General features: G+C 70.7%; 21 protein-coding genes. 8 read left to right on the plus strand and 13 right to left on the minus strand.

Features of this window, described 5'->3' with window-relative positions; genetic code table 11:
- Nucleotides 1–111: 111 nt before the first annotated feature.
- From PV419_RS36660 to PV419_RS36670, 3 genes are all read left to right on the plus strand, one after another.
- Nucleotides 112–924 carry a hypothetical protein gene (locus PV419_RS36660; RefSeq protein WP_319696396.1) on the plus strand — a complete coding sequence of 271 codons (813 nt, stop codon included), beginning with the start codon at nt 112–114 and terminating at the stop codon, nt 922–924.
- A gap of 69 nt (nt 925–993) precedes the next feature.
- Nucleotides 994–1,308 carry a hypothetical protein gene (locus tag PV419_RS36665; protein ID WP_319696398.1) on the plus strand — a complete coding sequence of 105 codons (315 nt, stop codon included), beginning with the start codon at nt 994–996 and terminating at the stop codon, nt 1,306–1,308.
- On the plus strand, nt 1,305–1,730 hold the full coding sequence (locus PV419_RS36670) for a PIN domain-containing protein (protein WP_319696400.1): 426 nt from the start codon (nt 1,305–1,307) through the stop codon (nt 1,728–1,730). Before PV419_RS36665 ends, PV419_RS36670 begins: the two co-directional genes overlap by 4 nt.
- A 25-nt stretch (nt 1,731–1,755) precedes the next feature.
- Here PV419_RS36670 and mnmA read toward each other — a convergent pair whose 3' ends face one another.
- Together mnmA and PV419_RS36680 are read right to left on the minus strand one after the other, a co-directional pair.
- Nucleotides 1,756–2,922: a tRNA 2-thiouridine(34) synthase MnmA gene (gene mnmA / locus PV419_RS36675; RefSeq protein WP_319696401.1), complete on the minus strand. Its 1,167-nt coding sequence runs from the start codon at nt 2,920–2,922 to the stop codon at nt 1,756–1,758.
- A 73-nt stretch (nt 2,923–2,995) separates the two neighbouring features.
- The gene (locus tag PV419_RS36680; RefSeq protein WP_319696403.1) at nt 2,996–3,898 is read right to left on the minus strand and encodes a TIGR03619 family F420-dependent LLM class oxidoreductase; all 903 of its coding nucleotides are present in this window, start codon (nt 3,896–3,898) and stop codon (nt 2,996–2,998) included.
- Between the two features lie 145 nt (nt 3,899–4,043).
- On the opposite strand from PV419_RS36680, the gene PV419_RS36685 reads away from it, so the two are divergent.
- Nucleotides 4,044–4,799 (plus strand): N-acetylmuramoyl-L-alanine amidase, encoded by a 756-nt coding sequence (locus PV419_RS36685; protein ID WP_415925458.1) that lies wholly within the window; start codon nt 4,044–4,046, stop codon nt 4,797–4,799.
- A 9-nt stretch (nt 4,800–4,808) separates the two neighbouring features.
- Here PV419_RS36685 and PV419_RS36690 read toward each other — a convergent pair whose 3' ends face one another.
- Together PV419_RS36690 and PV419_RS36695 are read right to left on the minus strand one after the other, a co-directional pair.
- Complete coding sequence (locus PV419_RS36690; RefSeq protein WP_319696405.1) at nt 4,809–5,303, minus strand: hypothetical protein; 495 nt, start codon at nt 5,301–5,303, stop codon at nt 4,809–4,811.
- 178 nt (nt 5,304–5,481) lie between these two features.
- Entirely contained in the window at nt 5,482–6,651 is a 1,170-nt protein-coding gene (locus PV419_RS36695; protein ID WP_319696406.1) for a cysteine desulfurase family protein, read from the minus strand.
- 119 nt (nt 6,652–6,770) lie between these two features.
- Between PV419_RS36695 and PV419_RS36700 the strand changes: the two genes are divergently transcribed.
- A complete protein-coding gene (locus PV419_RS36700) occupies nt 6,771–7,211 on the plus strand; it encodes a carboxymuconolactone decarboxylase family protein (protein ID WP_319696408.1) in 441 nt (146 codons plus the stop codon).
- Between the two features lie 46 nt (nt 7,212–7,257).
- A complete protein-coding gene (locus PV419_RS36705; protein ID WP_319696409.1) occupies nt 7,258–8,106 on the plus strand; it encodes an alpha/beta fold hydrolase in 849 nt (282 codons plus the stop codon).
- Nucleotides 8,107–8,115: 9 nt separating this feature from the next.
- Here the strand turns inward: PV419_RS36705 and PV419_RS36710 are convergent, their stop codons facing one another.
- Entirely contained in the window at nt 8,116–9,015 is a 900-nt protein-coding gene (locus tag PV419_RS36710) for an SRPBCC family protein (RefSeq protein WP_319696410.1), read from the minus strand.
- A 157-nt stretch (nt 9,016–9,172) separates the two neighbouring features.
- Between PV419_RS36710 and PV419_RS36715 the strand changes: the two genes are divergently transcribed.
- The gene (locus PV419_RS36715; RefSeq protein ID WP_319696411.1) at nt 9,173–9,598 is read left to right on the plus strand and encodes an ester cyclase; all 426 of its coding nucleotides are present in this window, start codon (nt 9,173–9,175) and stop codon (nt 9,596–9,598) included.
- 13 nt (nt 9,599–9,611) lie between these two features.
- Here PV419_RS36715 and PV419_RS36720 read toward each other — a convergent pair whose 3' ends face one another.
- The 8 genes from PV419_RS36720 to PV419_RS36755 all read right to left on the minus strand — a co-directional run bounded on the left by PV419_RS36720 (nt 9,612) and on the right by PV419_RS36755 (nt 18,716).
- Nucleotides 9,612–10,271 (minus strand): trimeric intracellular cation channel family protein, encoded by a 660-nt coding sequence (locus tag PV419_RS36720; protein WP_319696413.1) that lies wholly within the window; start codon nt 10,269–10,271, stop codon nt 9,612–9,614.
- A 66-nt stretch (nt 10,272–10,337) separates the two neighbouring features.
- Entirely contained in the window at nt 10,338–11,420 is a 1,083-nt protein-coding gene (locus PV419_RS36725) for a dipeptide ABC transporter ATP-binding protein (RefSeq protein WP_319696414.1), read from the minus strand.
- Nucleotides 11,421–11,440: 20 nt separating this feature from the next.
- Nucleotides 11,441–12,574 carry an ABC transporter ATP-binding protein gene (locus tag PV419_RS36730; RefSeq protein ID WP_319696416.1) on the minus strand — a complete coding sequence of 378 codons (1,134 nt, stop codon included), beginning with the start codon at nt 12,572–12,574 and terminating at the stop codon, nt 11,441–11,443.
- Complete coding sequence (locus PV419_RS36735; RefSeq protein WP_319696418.1) at nt 12,571–13,545, minus strand: ABC transporter permease; 975 nt, start codon at nt 13,543–13,545, stop codon at nt 12,571–12,573. Before PV419_RS36735 ends, PV419_RS36730 begins: the two co-directional genes overlap by 4 nt.
- Before the next feature lie 153 nt (nt 13,546–13,698).
- The gene (locus PV419_RS36740; protein WP_319696420.1) at nt 13,699–15,495 is read right to left on the minus strand and encodes an ABC transporter substrate-binding protein; all 1,797 of its coding nucleotides are present in this window, start codon (nt 15,493–15,495) and stop codon (nt 13,699–13,701) included.
- A 131-nt stretch (nt 15,496–15,626) separates the two neighbouring features.
- A complete protein-coding gene (locus PV419_RS36745) occupies nt 15,627–16,631 on the minus strand; it encodes an ABC transporter permease (RefSeq protein WP_319696422.1) in 1,005 nt (334 codons plus the stop codon).
- Between the two features lie 363 nt (nt 16,632–16,994).
- The gene (locus PV419_RS36750) at nt 16,995–17,759 is read right to left on the minus strand and encodes an enhanced serine sensitivity protein SseB C-terminal domain-containing protein (protein ID WP_319696566.1); all 765 of its coding nucleotides are present in this window, start codon (nt 17,757–17,759) and stop codon (nt 16,995–16,997) included.
- Nucleotides 17,760–17,903: 144 nt separating this feature from the next.
- A complete protein-coding gene (locus PV419_RS36755; RefSeq protein WP_319696424.1) occupies nt 17,904–18,716 on the minus strand; it encodes an enhanced serine sensitivity protein SseB in 813 nt (270 codons plus the stop codon).
- Between the two features lie 245 nt (nt 18,717–18,961).
- Between PV419_RS36755 and PV419_RS36760 the strand changes: the two genes are divergently transcribed.
- On the plus strand, nt 18,962–20,284 hold the full coding sequence (locus PV419_RS36760; RefSeq protein WP_319696425.1) for a hypothetical protein: 1,323 nt from the start codon (nt 18,962–18,964) through the stop codon (nt 20,282–20,284).
- Nucleotides 20,285–20,307 lie beyond the last annotated feature (23 nt).

Consider the following 20,307-nt stretch of genomic DNA (forward strand, 5'->3'; position numbering starts at 1 on the left):
TCGGTGGAGATGTCGCAATCCACACCGAAGCCGGAAGGCCCTCACCCGTTCAAGAGCACCAAGCCGTGCCGTCCGTCACCAACCTCCGTGGACAGAACATCTAGTGCGCCCGTGCGCGCTTCCGTCGGTGCTCCGGCATCCGGCGTCATCCACATCCGCACCCGCCACACCGGCAACTTCACCGTGCTTTCCAACCGGCTCGCCCAGCGCGCGGGCAGCGCGGTGACCGTCGGCGTCGCGGCGTACATCCTGTCCCTCCCCGACGGCGCGTCCATCCGCATCGACGCACTGTGCGCGCACTTCAAGGAAGGCCGGGGCCGCATCTCCGCCGCCCTCAACGAGTTGGAGGCGGAGGGCTGGCTCGAGCGCCGTGTCGAGCGCGGACCGGGCGGGCGGATCGTCACGCGGACGTTCGTGTACGACGCGCCGGGGCGTACGACGGGGAGCCGCGAGGTCCCGCTGCCGCCCGGACCGGCGCGGCCAACGCCCGGCGAGGGCCCCACAGCCGCCGAGCCGCACGCCGAGCGCCCAGACGGCCGACCGGCCCCGGCCGCCGACCCCCGCGCCACCGCCGTCCTCGCGTCCCTGCGCCATCGCGACGCACGCCTGGTCCTGTCCGAGCGGGAGACCGCCGCGCTCGCCCCCGCCATCGCGGAGTGGCTTGACCGCGAGGTCGGCCCGTACGAGATCGCCGAGACGCTCACGGCCGGGCTCCCCGCCCGCATCACCCGCCGCCCGGCCCGGCTGCTCGCCCACCGCCTGGCCACGCTGCGGCCACCGGCCCGGACCCCCGAGGCTGCGCCCCCGCCGGTCGTCCCACTGCAGAACTGCGACGGCTGCGACCGCGCCTTCCGCGCACCCCGGCCCGGCCGCTGCCGGGACTGCCGAGCATCGGCGGTGGTCTCCGGGCCACTCGCCGCTTGACCTTCGTCTGAACGGCGATCCTCGAGCCCCTCCGCACGGAGGTCTCTAACCTGAAAGGAAAGGGTAGGTATGCAGACCGCACAGTTAGCAGCAGAGGAGATGATCATGGGACCTGCACCCGGCGACGCCCGGCACTCGACTGCTGCAGATCAGAGCGAGCATCCGCTGCGCACGATTCGCGACATCCGCGATTCACTCCCCGACCACCAACAGCGTCTCTTCGATGCCGAACTGGCGGACACCGAGTTCGATGCACTGCCCGCGATGCTCAATCGATGGATCACCCTGGGCACCGATGGGTTTGAAGAGTTCCTCCTGTCCGCTCCATTCGAGGGCCTGGAATTCGGCGCCCGCTCGTACGACGTCGAGGCGGAGTCCGAGTGAACTACCTGCTTGACACCAATGTGCTCGCCGAGCTCACGAAAGCGAAGCCGGACGAGCGAGTCGTGGAGTGGTTGCACTCAACACCGCGCCCGAGTCGCTACGTAAGCGTGATCACCATCGCCGAGGTCGAAGCAGGTGTCGCGGCTGCGCCTGACCCCACCCGTCAAGCCCGCTATGCCCACGCTCTTGCCCGGCTACGACTGGAGTACCGAGACCGGGTCGCCGTCATCGGGGAGCGCGAAGCCACGGCGTACCTCACGCTGCACAAGTCGCTGAAAGCAGCCGGGACCTGCATCGACCCGCCGGATGCCCTCATCGCCGCCACTGCCCTGGCCAATGGCTGGACGGTGGCGAGCCGCAATACCAAGCACTTGCTGCGCACCGGTGCTCTGATGATCAACCCGTGGGAGGAGCCCGCCTGAGCGACAGCCGCGGGCGGCGTTGGCCTCAGCTCGCCGAGGCCGCCGCCCGGGCAGCCGCCCGCTCCGTCGTCGCGATGGTCGCCGAGCCCACGACCCGCGTCGCGTCGTACAGCACGATCGCCTGGCCGGGCGCCACGCCTCGGACCGGCTCGGCGAAAGTCACGCGCAGCTCGCCGGCGCCATCGACGGGTGTGGCCGTCACCTCGGTCTCGCCGCCGTGCGCGCGCAGTTGGGCGGTGTAGGTGGCGGGGCCGGTGGGCGGGGTGCCGCACCAGCGGGGGGTGATGGCGGTGAGGGCCGTGACGTCGAGGGCCTCGGCGGGGCCGACGGTGACGGTGTTGTTCACCGGGGAGATGTCCAGGACGTAGCGCGGCTTGCCGTCGGGGGCGGGGTGGCCGATGCGCAGGCCCTTGCGCTGGCCGATGGTGAAGCCGTAGGCGCCCTCGTGGGTGCCGAGCTTGCGGCCGTCCTCGTCGACGATGTCGCCCTCGGCGGTGCCGAGGTGCCCCGCCAGAAAGCCCTGGGTGTCGCCGTCGGCGATGAAGCAGATGTCGTGGCTGTCGGGCTTCTTGGCGACGGCCAGGCCGCGCCGCTCGGCCTCGGCGCGGATCTCGTCCTTGGTGGTGAGGGTGTCGCCGAGCGGGAACATGGCGTGGGCCAGCTGGCGCTCGTCGAGGACGCCGAGGACGTACGACTGGTCCTTGGCCATGTCACTGGCCCGGTGCAGCTCGCGGGTGCCGTCCTCGCGGTGGACGACCGTGGCGTAGTGACCGGTGCAGACGGCGTCGAAGCCGAGGGCCAGCGCCTTGTCGAGGAGCGCCGCGAACTTGATCTTCTCGTTGCAGCGCAGGCAGGGGTTGGGGGTGCGCCCGGCCTCGTACTCGGAGATGAAGTTGTCCACCACGTCCTCGCGGAAGCGCTCGGCGAGGTCCCATACATAGAACGGGATGCCGATGACATCCGCGGCCCGGCGGGCGTCGCGCGAGTCCTCGATGGTGCAGCAGCCCCGGGCACCGGTGCGGAAGGACTGCGGGTTGGCGGAGAGGGCGAGGTGGACGCCGGTCACGTCGTGGCCCGCCTCGGCCGCGCGCGCGGCCGCGACCGCGGAGTCGACGCCGCCGGACATGGCGGCGAGTACGCGCAGGCGACGGCCGTCGCGGGGACCTGTGGGCGCACCGGGGAAGTCATTCATAGCCCCTCCAGGGTAGGCCCTGGGAGTGGGCGGTCGTCGCCCCGGCAATCCGTTACGGAGCGTAGCGGAACAGTCAGGAGGCGCCGGCGCGGTCCAGGATGCGCTGAGCCAGGTCCAGGGCCTGGTCCACGTCCTTGGCCAGATAGATCAGGTCCACGAAGGCGTGGCCCACGCCCGCCTCCTCCTCGGCCCGGGCCAGCACCGTCGCGATGTCCTCGACCGTGGCCGTGGAGGTGGGGTTGACCCGCAGGATCGCGTCGAGCGCGGCGGGGTCGCGGCCCTCGCGCTCGGCCGCCTCCCGGATGGAGGCCATCGGGCGGACGACGGCGGCCTGCGGGTCGAACGGGCCGGGCGGGACGGCGATGGGGAGCCAGCCGTCGGCGCGGCGGGCCACCCGGCGGAAGGCGGTGGGGACGAAGCCCCCCAGGTAGACGGGCGGATGGGGGCGGGCGGCCGGCTTGAGATCGATGTACGAGGCGGGCACGGTCCAGTGCTCGCCGTGGTGTTCGACGGGGTTGGCGGTCCACCAGGCGGTCAGGACGTCGAGGGTTTCGTCGAGGCGGCGGCCGCGCTCGGTCATCGGGACGTTCACGGCCTCGTACTCCTCCGGGGACCAGCCGGTGCCGAGCCCGACCAGCAGGCGTCCCGCGCTCATCGCGTCGATGGTGGTGAGGGAGCGGGCCAGCACGGCCGGCGGGTACCAGGGGGCGTTGATGACGTTGCTGCCCAGCTGGACCCGCTCGGTGACGGCGGCGGCGGTGGCGAGGGTGGCGAAGGGGTCCAGGGCGGTGCGGAATTCCGGCGGGATCGTGTCGGCGCCCGCGTATCCGACCGTCGGATCGACCGGGTCGAGCAGCCGGTCGCCGACCCACAGGCTCGCCGCGCCGAGTTCCTCGGCTTGCCGCGCGAACCGGGCCACCTCCTCCGGGTGGTGCGCCAGAGCGCCGAACTGGGGCAGTGCGAACCCGATGCGCATGCTGTTCACTCCTCGTCGAATCGTAGATGGTCCAACTTTCATCTACCCAGGGGTGGAGTGGTCGGTCCGTCGAACGTGGGTTTTGCGCCATGATCCGACAGCGCCCTGTGGAACCGGACGCGCCTCGCCGCCCGTTGAGAGTCCTGTGAACGAGACCACGGGCCCCGCCGCCCCGGACCGCGCGGACTCCGGCAAGGACGGCGGCGAGGGGCAGGACAGCGAGTCGCCCAGCGACGGCGTGCCGGGCGGCGGCGTGCCGGGCGGCCGGCGGCGCCTCGGGAGGCGGGCGCTGCTGATCGGCGGGGTCGCCGCCGGGCTGGCCGGGGTCGGCTATGCGGCGCGGGACGAGCTGGAGCGGCTGTGGTGGCGGCTGCCCGGCGTGGACCAGCCGCGTGAGGCGGGCGCGGTCGACTACCCGGGGGCGGAGTGGGTCGCGGCCTCGCCGGAGAACTGGCGGCGCGCGGACCGGCCGTACGACTACACCGTCGACCGGGTGGTGATCCATGTCGTCCAGGGAAGCTTCTACGACGCGCTGGAGGCCTTCCGGGACCCGGGCCACGGCGCCGCGGCGCACTACGTGGTGCGCCGCGACGGGCGTATCGCGCAGACGGTCCGCGAGTTGGACGTCGCCTTCCACGCGGGAAACCGCCCCTACAACGAGCGCAGCGTCGGCATCGAGCACGAGGGGTTCGTGGACCGGGCCAGCTCCTTCACGGAGCCGATGTACCGGGCCTCGGCGCGGCTGACGGCCAGGATCTGCGAGCGGTACGGATTTCCGGCGGACCGCGAGCACATCGTCAACCACTCCGAGGTGCCGGGCACCGACCACACCGACCCCGGGCCGCACTGGGACTGGGACCGCTATCTGCGGCTGGTGCGTGCGGCCCTGGCGGACCGGTGAGCTCTGGTTTTACGGGGATGACGGGAGCCAGACGTGCCCGTTGTGCATGAAGTCGAGCTCCCGCGGCGCCGTCACCGGCCAGCCGTTCGCGTCCTTCATCCCGGGAGCGAAGTAGGAGCCATACGCGTGATAAACACCGGAAGCCCGGTTCCAGGGGCTGCGCACTTCATGCCATACGGAGTCCTTGGAGACGTCCACGGTCGCCGCCGTGGCGTTTTGGTCCTCGCCACCGGTGACGAAGGTCGTGATGTTCACCGGGGCCGGAGTTCCCTCTTCCCGGCGTATCCGGATAACCGAGGCGGCCTTGTACCCCTGGTCGTCCTTCTGGATGTCGTAGCAGGCCGCGACCTCGACCTCGCCGCCCTGGACGCCGAACCAGGTGTGCCCGCCCACCCAGCAGTTCTGAATGCCGGTTACGGGCTCGTATTCCGAATTGGCCGGTGTGGCCTGCGCCGTCGCAGTCGTTCCCACGACAGCCATCGCGGAAATTGCGGCGGCGGCCATGCTCCGTCTCACCGAAAATCTCATCATTGAGCCTCCTCGGAAGGGATTGCATTCCGGGGAGAGACTAGCCGCCGAGGGGATTTTCAGGCCGGTCGGAAAGATGTCCCGACCCGCCTTGGGGGTGTTTTTCGCCACGGCGAATTTCGCCATTGGTCGAGCCTTCGGCCGGGCCTTCGGTCTAGCTCAGCCCCGCGCCGCGCGCCCGCTCCACCACCGGGCCGATCGCGTCCGCCACCGCCTCCACATCCGCCTTGGTGGACGTATGGCCGAGCGAGAAGCGCAGCGTGCCGCGCGCCAGGTCGGGGTCCGTGCCGGTGGCGAGGACGACATGGCTGGGCTGGGCGACGCCCGCGGTGCAGGCCGAGCCGGTCGAGCACTCGATACCCCGCGCGTCCAGCAGCAGGAGCAGCGAGTCGCCCTCGCAGCCGGGGAAGGAGAAGTGCGCGTTGGCGGCGAGGCGGCCGGCCGGGTCCGGGTCGCCGCCCAGGATCGCGTCGGGGACGGCGGCCTGGACTGCGCTGATCAGCGCGTCGCGCAGGGCGCCGATCTCGCGCGCGAACTCCTCGCGGTGCGCGGCGGCGTGGGCGGCCGCGACCGCGAAGGCCGCGACGGCCGGGGTGTCGAGCGTGCCGGAGCGCACCTGACGCTCCTGGCCGCCGCCGTGCAACAGCGGCGTCGGGGTCCACTCGCGGCCGAGGAGCAGCGCGCCGATGCCGTACGGTCCGCCTATTTTGTGGCCGCTGACCGTCATCGCGGCCAGGCCCGAGGCGGCGAAGTCGAGGTCGAGCTGGCCGAAGGCCTGGACCGCGTCGGCATGCAGCGGAATATCGAACTCCGCCGCCACGGCGACCAGTTCGGGCACCGGCATGATGGTGCCGATCTCGTTGTTGGCCCACATCACGGTCGCAAGGGCGACATCGGAGGGGTCGCGGGCGATCGCCTCGCGCAGCGCGTCGGGGTGCACCCGCCCGTACGCGTCGACGGGCAGCCACTCGACCCGCGCGGCCTCGTGCTCGGCGAGCCAGTCGACGGCGTCGAGGACGGCGTGGTGCTCGACGGGGCTGGCGAGCACGCGGGTGCGGGCGGGGTCCGCGTCCCTGCGGGACCAGTAGAGCCCCTTGACCGCGAGGTTGTCGGCCTCGGTCCCGCCCGAGGTCAGGACGACTTCGCTCGGGCGCGCGCCCAGCGAGGCCGCGAGCGATTCGCGCGACTCCTCGACGGTACGGCGCGCCCGGCGGCCGGCGGCGTGCAGCGAGGAGGCGTTGCCGGTGACGGCGAACTGGGCGGTCATCGCCTGCACCGCCTCCGGAAGCATCGGGGTGGTGGCGGCGTGGTCGAGGTAAACCATGGTGGGCTCGATTCTACGAGCCGGGGCGGGGGCGCGTGCCGGGCGCACAGAGGGAGCCCGTACGCGCTCCCTGCCCGGGCCTTGCCTTCGAGTGTGCTCCAACTCCTACTGTCCAGGGCATGAGCAACGCGAACGACAAGATCAAGCAGGAGCGGTTCGAGTACGGCATGGAGGTGCTCAGCCGGATCGACGGCGAGGTCGGGGAGCGCGTGGTCGACTCGCTGGCCGACATCTCCCCCGAGCTCGGCCACCAGGTCGCCGCCTGGGCCTTCGGTGACATGTACGCACGCCCCGAGCTGGCCCCCCGGGACCGGCAGCTGGTCACCCTCGGCATACTCACCGGCCTCGGCGGCTGCGAACCGCAGCTCGAGGTGCACATCAACGCCGCGCTGAACGTGGGGCTCACCCCCACCGAGATCTCGGAGGCACTGCTGCACGCGGCGGTCTACTGCGGCATTCCCAAGGCGCTCAACGCCACCTTCGTCGCCAAGAAGGTCTTCGGAGAGCGCGGGCTGCTGCCCGTCCCCGCCGCCGAAGCCGCCGCCCATCAGAACGGCTGAGGAAACAGCCTCGACAGGACTGCCATGAGCAACTAGCGTTTTACTCATGACAGCCGACGACAACTGGGCACTGGACCGCACTCACCGCAGCTCCTCCGGAGAGGTCCGCTGGGCCGCGCTCGGCGACCCGGACAGCCCGCCGGTCGTCCTCCTCCACGGCACGCCCTTCTCCTCCTACGTCTGGCGGTCCGTCGCCCGCGCGCTCGCCGACCGCCACCGGGTCCACGTCTGGGACATGCCCGGCTACGGCACCTCGGAGAAGCGCGCGGACCAGGACGTCTCCCTGGCCGCCCAGGCACGGGTCTTCGCCGAGCTGCTCGACCACTGGGGGCTGGCCGGAGATGAGCGGGCGCCGTCCGTCGTCGCCCACGACTTCGGCGGCTGCGTCGCCCTGCGCGCCCATCTGCTGCACGGCGCGCGCTACCGCCGGCTGGCCCTGGTCGACCCGGTGGCCCTGGCCCCCTGGGGCTCGCCCACCTACCGGCTGCTCGGCGAACACGCCGAGGTCTTCGAGCGGCTGCCGCCCGACCTGCACCGGGCTCTGGTGCGCGAGTACGTCGCCTCGGCGAGCGGCCCAGGACTGCACCCGGCGGTCCTGGACCGGCTCGCCGAACCGTGGTGCGACGAGCAGGGGCAGGCCGCGCTGTACCGGCAGATGGCGCAGAACGACCAGCGCTTCACCGATGAGATCCAGGGCCGCTACGGCGAGCTCGACCTGCCCGTCCTGGTCTGCTGGGGCGCTGCGGACGCCTGGATTCCGCCGGAGCGGGGGCGGGAGCTGGCGGCCCTGATCCCCGGCGCGCGGCTGCGTCTGTTCGAGGGCGCGGGCCATCTCGTCCAGGAGGACGCCCCGGCCGGGCTCACGGCCGCGCTGCTGGGCTTTCTCGGTGCGTAGACGCGCGCCTCAGCCCCGCATGTGCAGCAGCTTCGTGGCCAGCAGCACGATGTGCTTGCGCCACTCGGCCAGCGCCGCGTCCCGCTCCTCGCCGGCCTCGGCCGGGCCGGTCTGGGTGAGAATCAGGCGGGCGCCGTGGCCGGTGCCGTCGGTCAGCCGCCATCGGACCCGGCCGACCGGGCGGCCGCCGAGGAGCCAGTCGTAGGCGAGCTCGCGGGGCGCGGTCACGTCCGCGACCGGGCCGGGTGGGACCGCGTCCGTCCGGAACCCGATCGGCACCGCGCCGCCCACCACGGGCTCCTCGGCGCCGGCCGGTCCGGTCAGCGCCTGCCACACCGTCTCGGCCGGACGCACCAGCTGCCGCTCGAACCGCAGCCGCCAGCCGTCCTCGGTGGCCTCGACGACCCCCTCGGCCAGTCCGAACGCCTCGACATAGCGCTCGTGCAGCTCGGCCGCGTCCGTCGCGATCCCGGCCTCCTCACCGGCCTCCCCACCCATCTTCTCGCCGTTCAGCACAGTGGCCAGCGCCACAACGCAGGTGTGCCACCCGGAGGCGAAGCTGGCCGCGCCGAAGCGGTCGCGGAAGGTGTGGGTGAGGGTCAGCGCGCAGCCGTCGGCCTCGGGGCGCAGCTCCCAGCGGAGCTGGTCGTCGCCCCAGGTGAAGGCGAAGACGCGCGGCGGGTCGAGCTCCGTGACGGCCCCGTGGGTGTCCGGTACATCGTGCCCGGGGAAGACGAAGTCGATCCGCCCGCCGACCCGCGCCTCCAGCCGGACCTCGGCGGGGAACCAGTGGGCCATCAGGGCGGGCTCGGTCAGGGCCCGCCAGACCTCCTCCGGCGGGTGGGCGATCCACCGCTCCAGCCGCAGGGCGGAGCGGCCGCCCTCGGTCGAGCTCAGAGTGTCCTTCACGGCGCCTCTCCCATCCACAGTGCGCTTCTCCACGGTGCGCTGCTCCACCGTGCGCCTCCCCCGCCGGACCGCCCCCTCGCCATACAACCACGGTGAACGCTCCCCCGGCTGACCGCGCCCTGAGCCGGCGCTGAGGGGGCCCTGGGAGGCTGCGCCGGTGAGCAATCTCGAGACGCACAAGAAGCTGACCCAGGCGTTCCGGGCCCGTGACTGGGCGGCCGCCGCCCTCCCCTTCAGCCCGGATGTGACCTTCGTCGACCACCCCAGGGGCGAGGTCCTCAAGGGGGTGGAGGGGGTGGTGGAGCACTCCAGGCGGGCGGCGGTGGCCTTCTCCGACGTCCATGTCGAAGAGGAGCGCTTCTACGACGCCGGGGACCACACCATCGCGGTCTTCGAGGGCTGCGGCGTCAACGACGGCGAGCTGATCCCGGGCGTGCCGCCCACCCACAAGCCGATGCGGATGACGATCTGCGAGATCCTGCACTACGACGCGGAGGGGCGGGTGGTGGGCGGCGAGTACTTCTACGACGCGCTGTCCCAACTCGCCCAGCTCGGGCTGATCGAGCCGCCTGCCGCACCCTGACCGGCCCGCTCGGTCAGACCTCCTCGGCCGCCGTGCTGCGCCGGTTCCACGCGCGCGGCGCGCGCCACCCGAACCGCATCGCCATCAGCCGGACCAGGAACGCCACGGCGGCCGCGAGGGCGCTGGTGGCCCCGGTCAGGGCGCCGTAGTGGATAAGGAACGCCGCGATCGTCGCGCCCACCATGGCCGGGACCGCGTACAGGTCGCGGTCCCAGCGCAGCAGCGAGGGCACCTCGTGGGCGAGGAGGTCGCGCAGCACCCCGCCGCCGATCGCCGTGGTCATGCCGAGGACGGCACAGAAGGTGAGGCCGAGCCCATGGTCGTACGCCTTCACGGTGCCGGTGACGCAGAACAGCCCGAGCCCGGCCGCGTCGAAGACGCCCACCGCCGCGGTGATCCGCTCCACCTCGGGGTGCAGGAAGAAGACGATGGCGGTGGCGACGAGCGGGGCGATGAAGTACCCGAGGTCGGTGAAGGCGGCCGGCGGCACGGCGCCGATGACCAGGTCACGGAACACCCCGCCGCCCAGCGCGGTGACCTCGGCGAGCACCGCCATGCCGAAGACGTCGAAGTTCTTGCGCACGCCGAGCAGCGCGCCGGATATCGCGAAGACGAAGATCCCGACGAGCTCGAGCGAGTGCTGGACGGACGGGCTGAACAGATCGATGAACACCCGATATCTTTACTCATCGGGTGTTCTCGGTCCCGGGCCGCTCCCCCAGGCCGCCCCCTTCCCGGGCTACTCCGCCTTCTCGATCTTCTTCTCCACCTTCGCCGCCGCCTCGGATCCGGCCTTCTCCCCCGGCACCTGGTCAGATGCGTTCTCCGGGTGGTGGCAGGCCACCTGGTGCCCGGTCGCCAGCGCGATCAGCGGCGGCTCCTGCTGCTTGCACACCTCGGTCGCCTTCCAGCACCGGGTGTGGAAGCGGCAGCCGGACGGCGGCGAGATCGGGGAGGGCACATCGCCCTTGAGCAGGATCCGCTCCCGCTTGGCGCGCCGCCTGGGGTCCGGCACCGGCACCGCCGAGAGCAGCGCCTTGGTGTAGGGGTGCATGGGGCGCTCATACAGGTCCTTGCGGTCCGCCAGCTCGACGATCTTGCCGAGGTACATCACCGCGATGCGGTCCGAGACATGGCGGATGACCGACAGGTCGTGCGCGATGATCACATAGGTGAGGCCCAGCTCGTCCTGGAGGTCGTCCAGCAGGTTGACCACCTGCGCCTGGATCGAGACGTCCAGCGCCGAGACCGGCTCGTCCGCGACGACCAGCTTGGGATTGAGCGCGAGCGCCCGGGCGATGCCGATGCGCTGGCGCTGGCCGCCGGAGAACTCGTGCGGATAGCGGTTGTAGTGCTCGGGGTTGAGGCCGACCAGCGCCAGCAGCCGCTGCACCTCGGCCTTGATGCCGCCCTCCGGCTTGACTCCCTGGAGCCGGAAGGGCGCACTGACGATGGTGCCGATCGTGTGCCGGGGGTTCAGCGAGGAGTACGGGTCCTGGAAGATCATCTGCACATCGCGGCGCATCGGCCGCATCCCGGCGGTGCCGAGGTGGGTGATGTCCTTGCCCTCGAACTCGATCTTCCCACGGGTGGGTTCGAGCAGCCGGGTGATCAGCCGCCCCATGGTGGACTTGCCGCAGCCCGACTCGCCCACCACGCCCAGGGTCTCCCCGGGCCGTACCTCGAAGTCCAGGCCGTCCACCGCCTGCACCGCGCCGGCCTGCCGCTGCAGCAGCCCCTTCTTGAGGGGGAAGTGCTTGACCAGGCCGGACACCTTGAGCAGGGGTTCGGGGGTGGTGGTCGCCTGCTCCGGGACCGTCATCTTCGGATCCTTCGTGTCCGTCACAGCTTCGGCGCAATCTCTTCGGTCCAGATCCGCGTGCGCTCCTCCTGCGTCATGTGACACGCGGAGAAGTGGTCGGCGCTCCCGGCCAGACGCAGCTCCGGCCGCTCGGTGCGCGTGATGTTGTCCTTGGGCACATCGGCGTACGGGCAGCGCGGGTGGAAGGCGCAGCCGGAGGGCACGTTGATCAGGCTGGGCGGGGAGCCCTTGACCGGGATGAGGCGGTCGGTCTGGTCGCGGTCGATGCGCGGCATCGAGCCGAGCAGGCCCCAGGTGTACGGGTGCTGGGGCTCGTAGAAGACCTTCTCGGCCGGGCCGCGCTCGACGCAGCGGCCGCCGTACATCACCAGGAGGTCATCGGCGAGCTCGGCGACGACGCCCAGGTCGTGGGTGATGATGATGACCGCGGAGCCGAACTCCTTCTGGAGATCCCGGATGAGGTCGAGGATCTGCGCCTGCACGGTGACGTCCAGGGCGGTGGTCGGCTCGTCGGCGATCAGCAGCTCGGGGTTGTTCACCAGCGCCATCGCGATCATCGCGCGCTGTCGCATGCCGCCGGAGAACTCGTGCGGATAGCTGTCCACCCGCTTGTCCGGCTGCGGGATGCCGACGCGGTCCAGCATCTCTACGGCTCGCTTGCGGGCCACGTCCTTGGTGACGTCGTGGTGGACCCGGTACGCCTCGGAGATCTGGCGGCCGATGGTGTAGTAGGGGTGCAGCGCGGACAGCGGATCCTGGAAGATCATCGCGATCTCGCGGCCCCGGAGCTTGCGCACCTCGTCCGGGTCGGCGCCCAGCAGCTCCTGCCCGTTGAGCCAGATCTCGCCGGAGATCCGCGCCTTGCGCCGGCCGTACTGCCCGGCGGTGTGCAGGCCCATGATGCCCAGCGAGGTGACGGACTTGCCGGAGCCTGACTCGCCGACGATGCCGAGCGTCTTGCCCTTCTCCAGCCGGAAGCTGAGCCCGTCCACCGACTTGACCAGGCCGTCGTCCGTCGGGAAATGGACCTGGAGATCACGGACCTCGAGGAAGGCGGTGGGGGCGGCGGAGCCGGCCGCGGCCACCTCCCCGAGCGCGGTACCGGTGGCCGGCAGCTCGCCACCGGTCTTCTCGGGCTTGCTGAGATCGGTCATCCGAGCCTCACTCGCGGGTCGACGACGGCGTACAGGAGGTCCACGATGAGGTTGGCCACCACGATGAACAGGGCCGCCATCAGGGTGACGCCGAGGATGACCGGCAGATCCTTGTTGCTGATCGCGGTCACCGCGAGCCGGCCGAGGCCCGGCAGGTTGTAGGTGGTCTCGGTCAGCACCGCGCCGCCCAGCAGGGCGCCGAGGTCCAGGCCGAGCAGGGTGAGGATGGGGGTCCAGGTGGAGCGCATGGCGTGCCGTCCGATGACGACCCGCTCCCGCAGGCCCTTGGCGCGGGCCGTGCGGATGTAGTCCTCACCCATGATCTCCAGCATGGTGGCGCGGGTGAGCCGGGCGTAGGTCGCGGCGTAGAGGAACGCGAGGGTGATCCAGGGGAGCACCAGGCTCTGGAACCACACCGCCGGATTCTCGCCGAGCCCCTGGTAGTCCACGTCGACCCAGTTCAACTGGTAGCTGAAGACGGCCAGGGAGAGCAGACCGGTGAAGTAGATGGGCAGCGAGACACCGGCGAGGGCGATGCTCATCGCCGCGCGGTCCCACAGGCTGCCCCGGCGCAGCGCGGAGACGACGCCGGTGAGGACGCCGCCGGTCAGCCACAGCACACAGGCGCCCGCGGCGAGCGAGAGGGTGACCGGCATGGCGTCGGTCAGCTGCGGCCACACCGCCTGCTCGGTGCGGAAGGAGTAGCCGAAGCAGGGCGCGGGGCAGTGGGTGACATCGTTGCCGTTGGCATAGTCACGGCCGACGAACAGACCCTCGACGAAGTGCCAGAACTGCACCAGCAGCGGATCGTCGAGGCTCAGTTTCTGTCTGATGCCCTCGATGGCCTCCGGGTCGGACTGTTTGCCGACGAAGAGGAGCGCGGGATCGGAACCGGCCCACTTCGGGATCATGAAGAAGATGGCGAAGGTCGTGAGCGTGACGACCAACAGCATCATGATGACGGCGAACAAGCGCCGGATGACATATGCAAGCACTGTGCGCGGCCCGGCGGCGGCCCGGGGCCCCGATCAGGGGGCTCCCGGACCACCGCCCGCGGCCATCACCTGCCCTTCGGGCCTATACGGTTCGGCGATGGTGGGGTGTGACGGTCGCTTGGCGAACCATCACTTGACGACGCCGAGCTGGGAGTAGTCGTAACGGCCGTTGTAGGCCGCCGAAGAGAAGGCGTTGGTCAGCCGGGAGCTGCGCCAGGTGATGTTCTTCTCGTAGAGGAAGGGCATCTGCACGGCCTGGTCGGCGATGGCGTGGTTGATCTTCTTGTAGATCTCGCCCGCCGCGGCCGGGTCGGTCTCCTTGAGCGCGTCGTCGAAGTATCCGTTGATCTTCGGGTCGTTGGTCTCGGAGACGTTGTAGTTACCGGTCTGCTGGATGAAGCGGCCGTCGATCAGCGGCTGCTCGAAGCCCTGGCCGGTCGGGAAGTCGGGGCCCCAGCCGGTCATGGACAGACCGTAGCCGCGCTTCTTCATCACCGCGGGGGAACCGGTGATGCTCGACGAGGAGGCGCCGTCGATGTTGTTGACCTCGATGTCGATGCCGACCTTGGCCAGCGACTCCTGGAGCGTCTCGGCGGCCTCGACCTCGTTCGGCTGGTCGTTACGGGCGACGATGTTGGCCTTGAAGCCGCCCGGCTTGCCGCACTGCTTCAGCTCGTCCTTGGCCTTGGCCCGGGCCTCGCCCATGGCCGCGTCGTACTCCTTGCCCGTCTTGCTGGTGCGCTCGAGGACGCCGTACGGGTCGTACTCGTCCGAGCCCGCGATGCTCTTCGGGAGCATGTTGGGAGCGATGTCACCGCCGGCCTGCGGGCCGCCGCGGGTGGTCTGCAGCGCCCTGTAGTCGGTGGCGTAGAAGACCGCCTTGCGGCAGTGGACGTTGTCGAACGGCTTGACCTTGGTGACGAAGTCGACGTAGCGGACGAAGCTCGTCTCCATGTTGTCGACGTTGCCCTTGTGCTGCTTGAGCGCGTCGTTGCGGCCGGCCTGGCTCATGCCGGTGGCGCTGAGGAAGACGTCGTAGTCGCCCTTGATCAGCCGCTGGTCGATGGCGTCCAGGTTGGAGTTGAGGTCCACCGTGATCTTGTCCGGCAGGGCCGGGCGGATCGGGTCGGACGCCTTCTGCCACTTGGTGTTGCGGACCAGCACCGCGCCCTTGCCCGGCTTGTACGACTGAACCTTGTACGGGCCGGAGGAGAAGGGCTGGTTGGTGTACCTGGCGCCGGTGTCCTTGGACGCCTTCACGGGCGAGCCGGTGGGCATGGCCAGCATCTGCTCGAAGTCACCGTTGGGCTTGGGCAGGTGGAAGCGAATGGTCTTCGCGTCCGGCGTCTCGATCGCCTGCAGGCCCAGCTTGTCCTTGGTCTTGTCCTTGTACGGGCCCTTGTACTTGCCGTCGGGGTCGAGGACCTGGCGCAGATAGGCCGGGCCGCCGGAGACGACGTCCTTGGCCCAGATGCGCTCGATGCCGTACTTGATGTCCTGCGAGGTGATCGGCGAGCCGTCCTCCCAGGTGATCCCGTCGCGCAGGGTGTAGGTGTAGGTCTTGCCGCCGTCGGTGATCTTGGCGTTGGAGGTGGCCAGGTCGGGGACCAGGGTGTTGCTCGCCTTGCCCGGCTTGGGGGCGTAGGTGATCAGTTGGCGCGCGTAGAACCGCGAGAAGTCCCAGGCGAAGCCGTAGTACTGGCGCTGCGGGTCGAGCGAGTCGAAGTCCTGCTTGTTGACGAACTTGAGCGTGCCGCCCGTCTTGGTCGACTTGCTGGCGATGCCCTTCGCCCCGGCGTTGAACCCGGCGCCCTCGCCCTTGTCGTCTTTGGAGCCGCCGCCACACGCCGCGGTGGCCAACAGGGCACCGACGACGACCGCCGCACTGGCGATCCGCCTACTTCTCGACGAACGTAGGGGTTTCATTGTTTCCTGCAACCTCCGGGATATCGGTTCTTGGCATGGCGCCGGGGAACCATCGGGTGACCGCCGCCTGACGGGTGCGGCAGGGGCAGATTCGTCTGAATGCGGCTGGGCCGCGGCCGCGCGGGGCGCCGTCAACGCGTTCCCTTCGGGTCGAGGGCGTCGCGGACGCCGTCACCGAAGAGGTTGAACGCCAGCACGGTGATGAAGATCGCCAGACCCGGGATGATCATGAACATGGGGTCGTCCTGATAGGTGCCGACGGCCTTGGAGAGCATCTGCCCCCAGGAGGCGGTGGGCGGCCTCACGCCCGCGCCCAGGAAGCTGAGTGCCGCCTCGGTGAGGATGTTGGTGGGGATCATCAGCGTGGCGTAGACGGTGATGGGCGCGACCAGGTTGGGCAGCAGCTCCCGGAAGAGGATGTAGCGCCGGCCCGCGCCCAGGCTGCGCGCCGCCTCGACGTACTCCTTCTCGCGCAGCGACAGCGTCTGGCCGCGCACGATGCGGCCGACATACGGCCAGCCGAAGAAGCCGATCACCGAGACCAGGATGGCGATGCGCACCCCGCTGCCGCTCAGCCCCAGCAGGTCGTTCGGGAGCACGGAGACCAGGGAGATGATGAACAGCAGCTGCGGGAAGGCCAGCAGCATGTCCATCACGCGGCTGATAACGGTGTCAATCCAGCCGCCGAAATACCCGGCGATGATGCCGAAGACAGTCCCCAGCACCACGGCGACGAGCGCGGCGAGGAAGGCCACCAGCAGCGAGATCCGCGCCCCGTAGACGATCCGGCTGAACACGTCACGGCCGTTCTGCGGTTCGACGCCGAACAGGAAGTCGGAGCTGATGCCGCCCATCGACCCCTTCGGGGTGCCGAACAGCGGGTCGATCTCCTCCTGGTGGAACTCGTTGGGCGGGTGCCCCAGCAGGCTCACGATCAGCGGCGCGAAGATGGCCACCAGCACCAGGAAGACGACCACGGCACCGCCGGCCAGCGCCAGCTTGTCCCGCTTCAGTCGCATCCAGGCGATCTGACGCAGCGACCGCCCTTCGACCGATGCCTTGACTACATCCGCCGCGACATCGACGGACGCGACCGGTTCCGCGTCCTTGGTCGTGCCGTGCAATGGTGCCGTCATCGTGGTGGGGACCCCTCTCGGCCGGTGGTGACCGGCCCACGACCTGCCGCTGTAGCGGCGTGGTTCACAAACGCAAGTGAATGCCGTGCTCGTGGTGCGGAAGTTTCGTGAAGGGGAAGCGCACACTACCCGCAGGTACGGACACCTCCCGTTGCGGGAGTCTTCATCGCGTTCCTGATCACCCGCCAGCCCATCCGGGCAATGGATGCCTAACCGTGATGTGGTGAGGAGTGTTCCGTTATCCGGACCGCGACTCCGCTCAGCGGTGCGACATGTCCGGTCAGCAGGACCGTGAGCGGGGGCGACGGCAGGGGTGTCGACTGAGGTTGTCAGAAGGGGTATCGGCGTGGGTTATCAGCGCTGCTACCAGGTGGTCGGCGCGGGTCCCGACTGCCGGCCGCCGTGCGGCGGGTAGCCGTACGAAGGGGCCTGCTGGGCCGCCCCGTAGGCGTCGCGGTCGAAGAACGGCCGGGCGTAAGCCCGCATCCACATCGCCACCGGGTCGTACTCGTCGGACATCGCGACCGTGGAGACCGGCAGCCCGTCGGGCACCGCGCCGATCGACTGGCGCATCATCACCTGCGCGGCCTCCACACCGGCGGGGCCGGCGTCGTACAGGTCGAGCCCGATCGCCAGATACGGCGCGCCGAGCGCGGGCTGCACCCAGGCGCGGCGCAACGACCGCACCACGGGCGTGCGGTGCGCGTTCTGCCCCAACAGGGCGTAGAACTGGGGGATTTCGATGGCGGGCTCGCTGAGCCGCAGCGGCCCGGCGGGCAGCCGGTCCAGGCCGCAGGCGATTCTGCGCAGATCGAGCCAGGGGATGCCGACGCCGCCGCCGGGGGCGTGCGGGTTGAGCCACAGGCCGTAGCGGTCGGGGAAGAGAGAGGACGCGATCTGGCGCCCGCTCACCACCTCATGGGCGCGGTCCCAGCCGCTGGCGGCGAGCTCCTGGGCGGAGGTCACGCATGGGGCGTAGCCGAGCCCGGCCACGTCCATGTTTCCGTACTGCGCGTCGGGCGAGCCGGGGGTGCCGTGCCACAGCAGCATCCAGACCTGACTGTCGGCGAGCGCGTACAGCAGTGACTCGTAGGCGTCGTACCGGCCGGGAGCGACCTGCTGCAGCATCCGCTCGACGTGGTCGCCTCCCGCGCTCACCTGGGTCCGCCCCTCTCTCGGCCTGTCCACACACGTAGCCAGGGGCGCGCGACCGCGCCCCGCCACCGGTCATCCAACCAGCTTACGGGCCTTTACAGTGGTCTCCTGGGCGACTCAGCGGTCACGGTCGTAGAACGGTCGTACCCGCTCCCGCATCCAGTCCGCCACCGGGTCCTGCGCGATGTCCAGCAGAACGAGCTGAACCGTCCACGGCAACGGTACGGCGCCGAGCGCGCGGCCGAGCGCCTCCACCGCGGTGGCCTGGCTCTCCGGGCCCGGAAAGTCCAGTTCGACGCCGACGAACAGCGCGGGCGGCTCCCCCTCGACGCTCGCCAGGGCGCGCCGGGCGGTCCGCACCCCGGCCACCTTGCCGAACTCGAGCCCGGCGGCGGCCAGGAAGTCGACCGGCTCCTCCTGCCAGTCCGGCTCGAGGAGGCGCACCCGGCCGCCGGTGACCGGACCGTCCAGCTCGCTGCGCCCGGCCCGGCACAGCTCGGCCACGGCCTGCGGCGGGAGCGGGACGCCGACCGCGCCGCCGGGGTTCACCGCGATGCCGAGCTGAGGCGGCAGGCCGCGGGCGAATTCGACGGCCGGGGCGACGGTGAACGCCATCTGGGCGCCGACGACCTGCAGGAACTGCTGTTCGGAGCTGAACACCGGCACATATACGGCGCCTTCGATCTCCATGGTGGGCAGGTCCAGGCCGTTGCTGTCAGGACCGCCCCCCTTGGGCAGCGGCACCCAGATCTGACTGCGGGCCAGGGTCTCGACGATGCGAGCGCCGGCGCCGGGGACGTCGACCGAGGCGGCGAGCACCTCTTCGAGCTCATTGCCCGGAAACGCCGGAAACGCCGGAACCTCAGGAAACACACCGTCAGGAAACCCGCCCTGAGCCGGTCCTGGACCGTACTGCCCCGGGATGCTCATTCTGCTCAACCGCCATCTCGTCGGACCTGCACAGGCACCCTAACGGCTGCATGCCCGGGAGGCATCGGGGGCCGCCGATCTCCACAGCAAATCCCCAGGTCGAGGGCGAGACGACGACCGAACTTGGACGACTCATGACCGCTTCAGGCCACTTCTGGCCGTAATCGTCAAGTTGCGCACGGTTTGTGCTCTTCGCACCGTGGTGCCGAGTACGCCCGTACGTCACCACAGCGAAAGAAGGTCTCATGATCCGCGCGTCCCGCAAGGCCGAAGTCCTTGTCACCTCCGTCATGGCCGGCTCTCTTCTGTTCGGCACCGCCGGCCTGGCCGCAGCCACGGCCGGTGGTGCGGGGGGCACGGCCGGCGCCAAGGCCCCGGCCCCGACTCCAGCGGCGCTCGCCGACACACGGATGAGTCCGGCCCAGACTCAGGCCATGCGGGATCTGCGGGTCCTCCTCGAGCGGGTGGTGGACCTGGCCAAGGCGGTGGAGGAGGCCCCCAACGGGATGGTCTCCGAAGCCGAGCTGGTCAAGCACGCGGCGGCGATCGACAGCGCGGTGAAGGCTGCTCGCAAGTCCGCCGACGCGGCCCGTACCCCGCGTGCCACTGCGCACGCCCAGGAGAAGGCCCAGGGCAAGGCCCAGGGCAAGGCCCAGGGCAAGGGTCGGAAGGACGGCCGGGACTCGATGCCCTCGGACGACCCCGAAATGGGCCAGGGCCAGAACCAGAGCGAAGGCCAGAACCAGGGCCAGGAGCAGGGCCAGATCACCGTGCCGCCGCAGGCCGCCGAGCAGGGGCAGGCCACCGGGCAGGCGCAGGCCACCGGGCAGGCGCAGGCCGGGATGCCGCCGTACGCCGCCCAGGTCGAGCCCACGGACATCTCGACGGACCCGCTGGACGCGCTGCAGCGGGCGATCGACGACCTGCTGGACGCCCTCGCCATCGGCGACGAAGCCGCGGCCACCGGGACGTTCCCCCGCATCGCCGACGCCGTCATGGGGCTGATCAGCGCCATCATGGGCCCGCTCCCGGGGATGGACCAGCCGATGATGCCCCCGATGCTGCCGCTCCCGGACGAGGCGTCGACCCTCGCCGACGAGGCGTCCGCGCTCGCCGCCCGGAAGCCCACCACGATGGCGGTCGCCCCGGAGCACACCACCCCCGAGCCCGGCACGAAGCCCGGCGCCGCCGAGCACGAAAAGAACGACCACGCCAAGAAGCAGGACACCAAGAAGCAGGAAGCGAAGAAGCCGGAGGCCAAGAAGCAGGACGCGAAGAAGCACGACACCAAGCCCGGCGCCATGACGCCGAGCACGAAGCCCGACGCCCCCGCGGGACCCGGCACCGACATGCCCGGCGCCACCAAGCCCGAGGCCCCTGTCTCCGGCCCCTACAAGCCCGGCGTGAGACCGGACGTGAAGAAGCCCGGAACGCAGAGGCCCACCACGACGGCCGCCACCCCCCTGTCCGCCGTCGGGTCCGCCGCGTCCAAGGTGGCCGAGGAGGACGCCGTGGCCCCCATGCCGCTGCCGCACCCGGTGGAGGCGGCCGCCGACGTAGCTCCGTAACGGCTGCGCTCCACCGTCCCGCC

It is taken from the genome of Streptomyces sp. ME19-01-6, from assembly GCF_033793745.1.
Taxonomy (GTDB): Bacteria; Actinomycetota; Actinomycetes; order Streptomycetales; family Streptomycetaceae; genus Streptomyces.

What these genes read in the sequence shown, in the direction of transcription:
- PV419_RS36695 (WP_319696406.1), bottom strand. Translation starts at nt 6,651, where the DNA reads ATGGTTTACCTCGACCACGCCGCCACCACCCCGATGCTTCCGGAGGCG.
- PV419_RS36680 (WP_319696403.1), bottom strand. Translation starts at nt 3,898, where the DNA reads ATGCGCATCGGGTTCGCACTGCCCCAGTTCGGCGCTCTGGCGCACCAC.
- PV419_RS36730 (WP_319696416.1), bottom strand. Translation starts at nt 12,574, where the DNA reads ATGACCGATCTCAGCAAGCCCGAGAAGACCGGTGGCGAGCTGCCGGCC.
- PV419_RS36725 (WP_319696414.1), bottom strand. Translation starts at nt 11,420, where the DNA reads ATGACGGTCCCGGAGCAGGCGACCACCACCCCCGAACCCCTGCTCAAG.
- PV419_RS36705 (WP_319696409.1), top strand. Translation starts at nt 7,258, where the DNA reads ATGACAGCCGACGACAACTGGGCACTGGACCGCACTCACCGCAGCTCC.
- mnmA (WP_319696401.1), bottom strand. Translation starts at nt 2,922, where the DNA reads ATGAATGACTTCCCCGGTGCGCCCACAGGTCCCCGCGACGGCCGTCGC.
- PV419_RS36755 (WP_319696424.1), bottom strand. Translation starts at nt 18,716, where the DNA reads ATGAGCATCCCGGGGCAGTACGGTCCAGGACCGGCTCAGGGCGGGTTT.
- PV419_RS36760 (WP_319696425.1), top strand. Translation starts at nt 18,962, where the DNA reads ATGATCCGCGCGTCCCGCAAGGCCGAAGTCCTTGTCACCTCCGTCATG.
- PV419_RS36745 (WP_319696422.1), bottom strand. Translation starts at nt 16,631, where the DNA reads ATGACGGCACCATTGCACGGCACGACCAAGGACGCGGAACCGGTCGCG.
- PV419_RS36700 (WP_319696408.1), top strand. Translation starts at nt 6,771, where the DNA reads ATGAGCAACGCGAACGACAAGATCAAGCAGGAGCGGTTCGAGTACGGC.
- PV419_RS36690 (WP_319696405.1), bottom strand. Translation starts at nt 5,303, where the DNA reads ATGGCCGCCGCCGCAATTTCCGCGATGGCTGTCGTGGGAACGACTGCG.
- PV419_RS36665 (WP_319696398.1), top strand. Translation starts at nt 994, where the DNA reads ATGCAGACCGCACAGTTAGCAGCAGAGGAGATGATCATGGGACCTGCA.
- PV419_RS36750 (WP_319696566.1), bottom strand. Translation starts at nt 17,759, where the DNA reads ATGCTGCAGCAGGTCGCTCCCGGCCGGTACGACGCCTACGAGTCACTG.
- PV419_RS36740 (WP_319696420.1), bottom strand. Translation starts at nt 15,495, where the DNA reads ATGAAACCCCTACGTTCGTCGAGAAGTAGGCGGATCGCCAGTGCGGCG.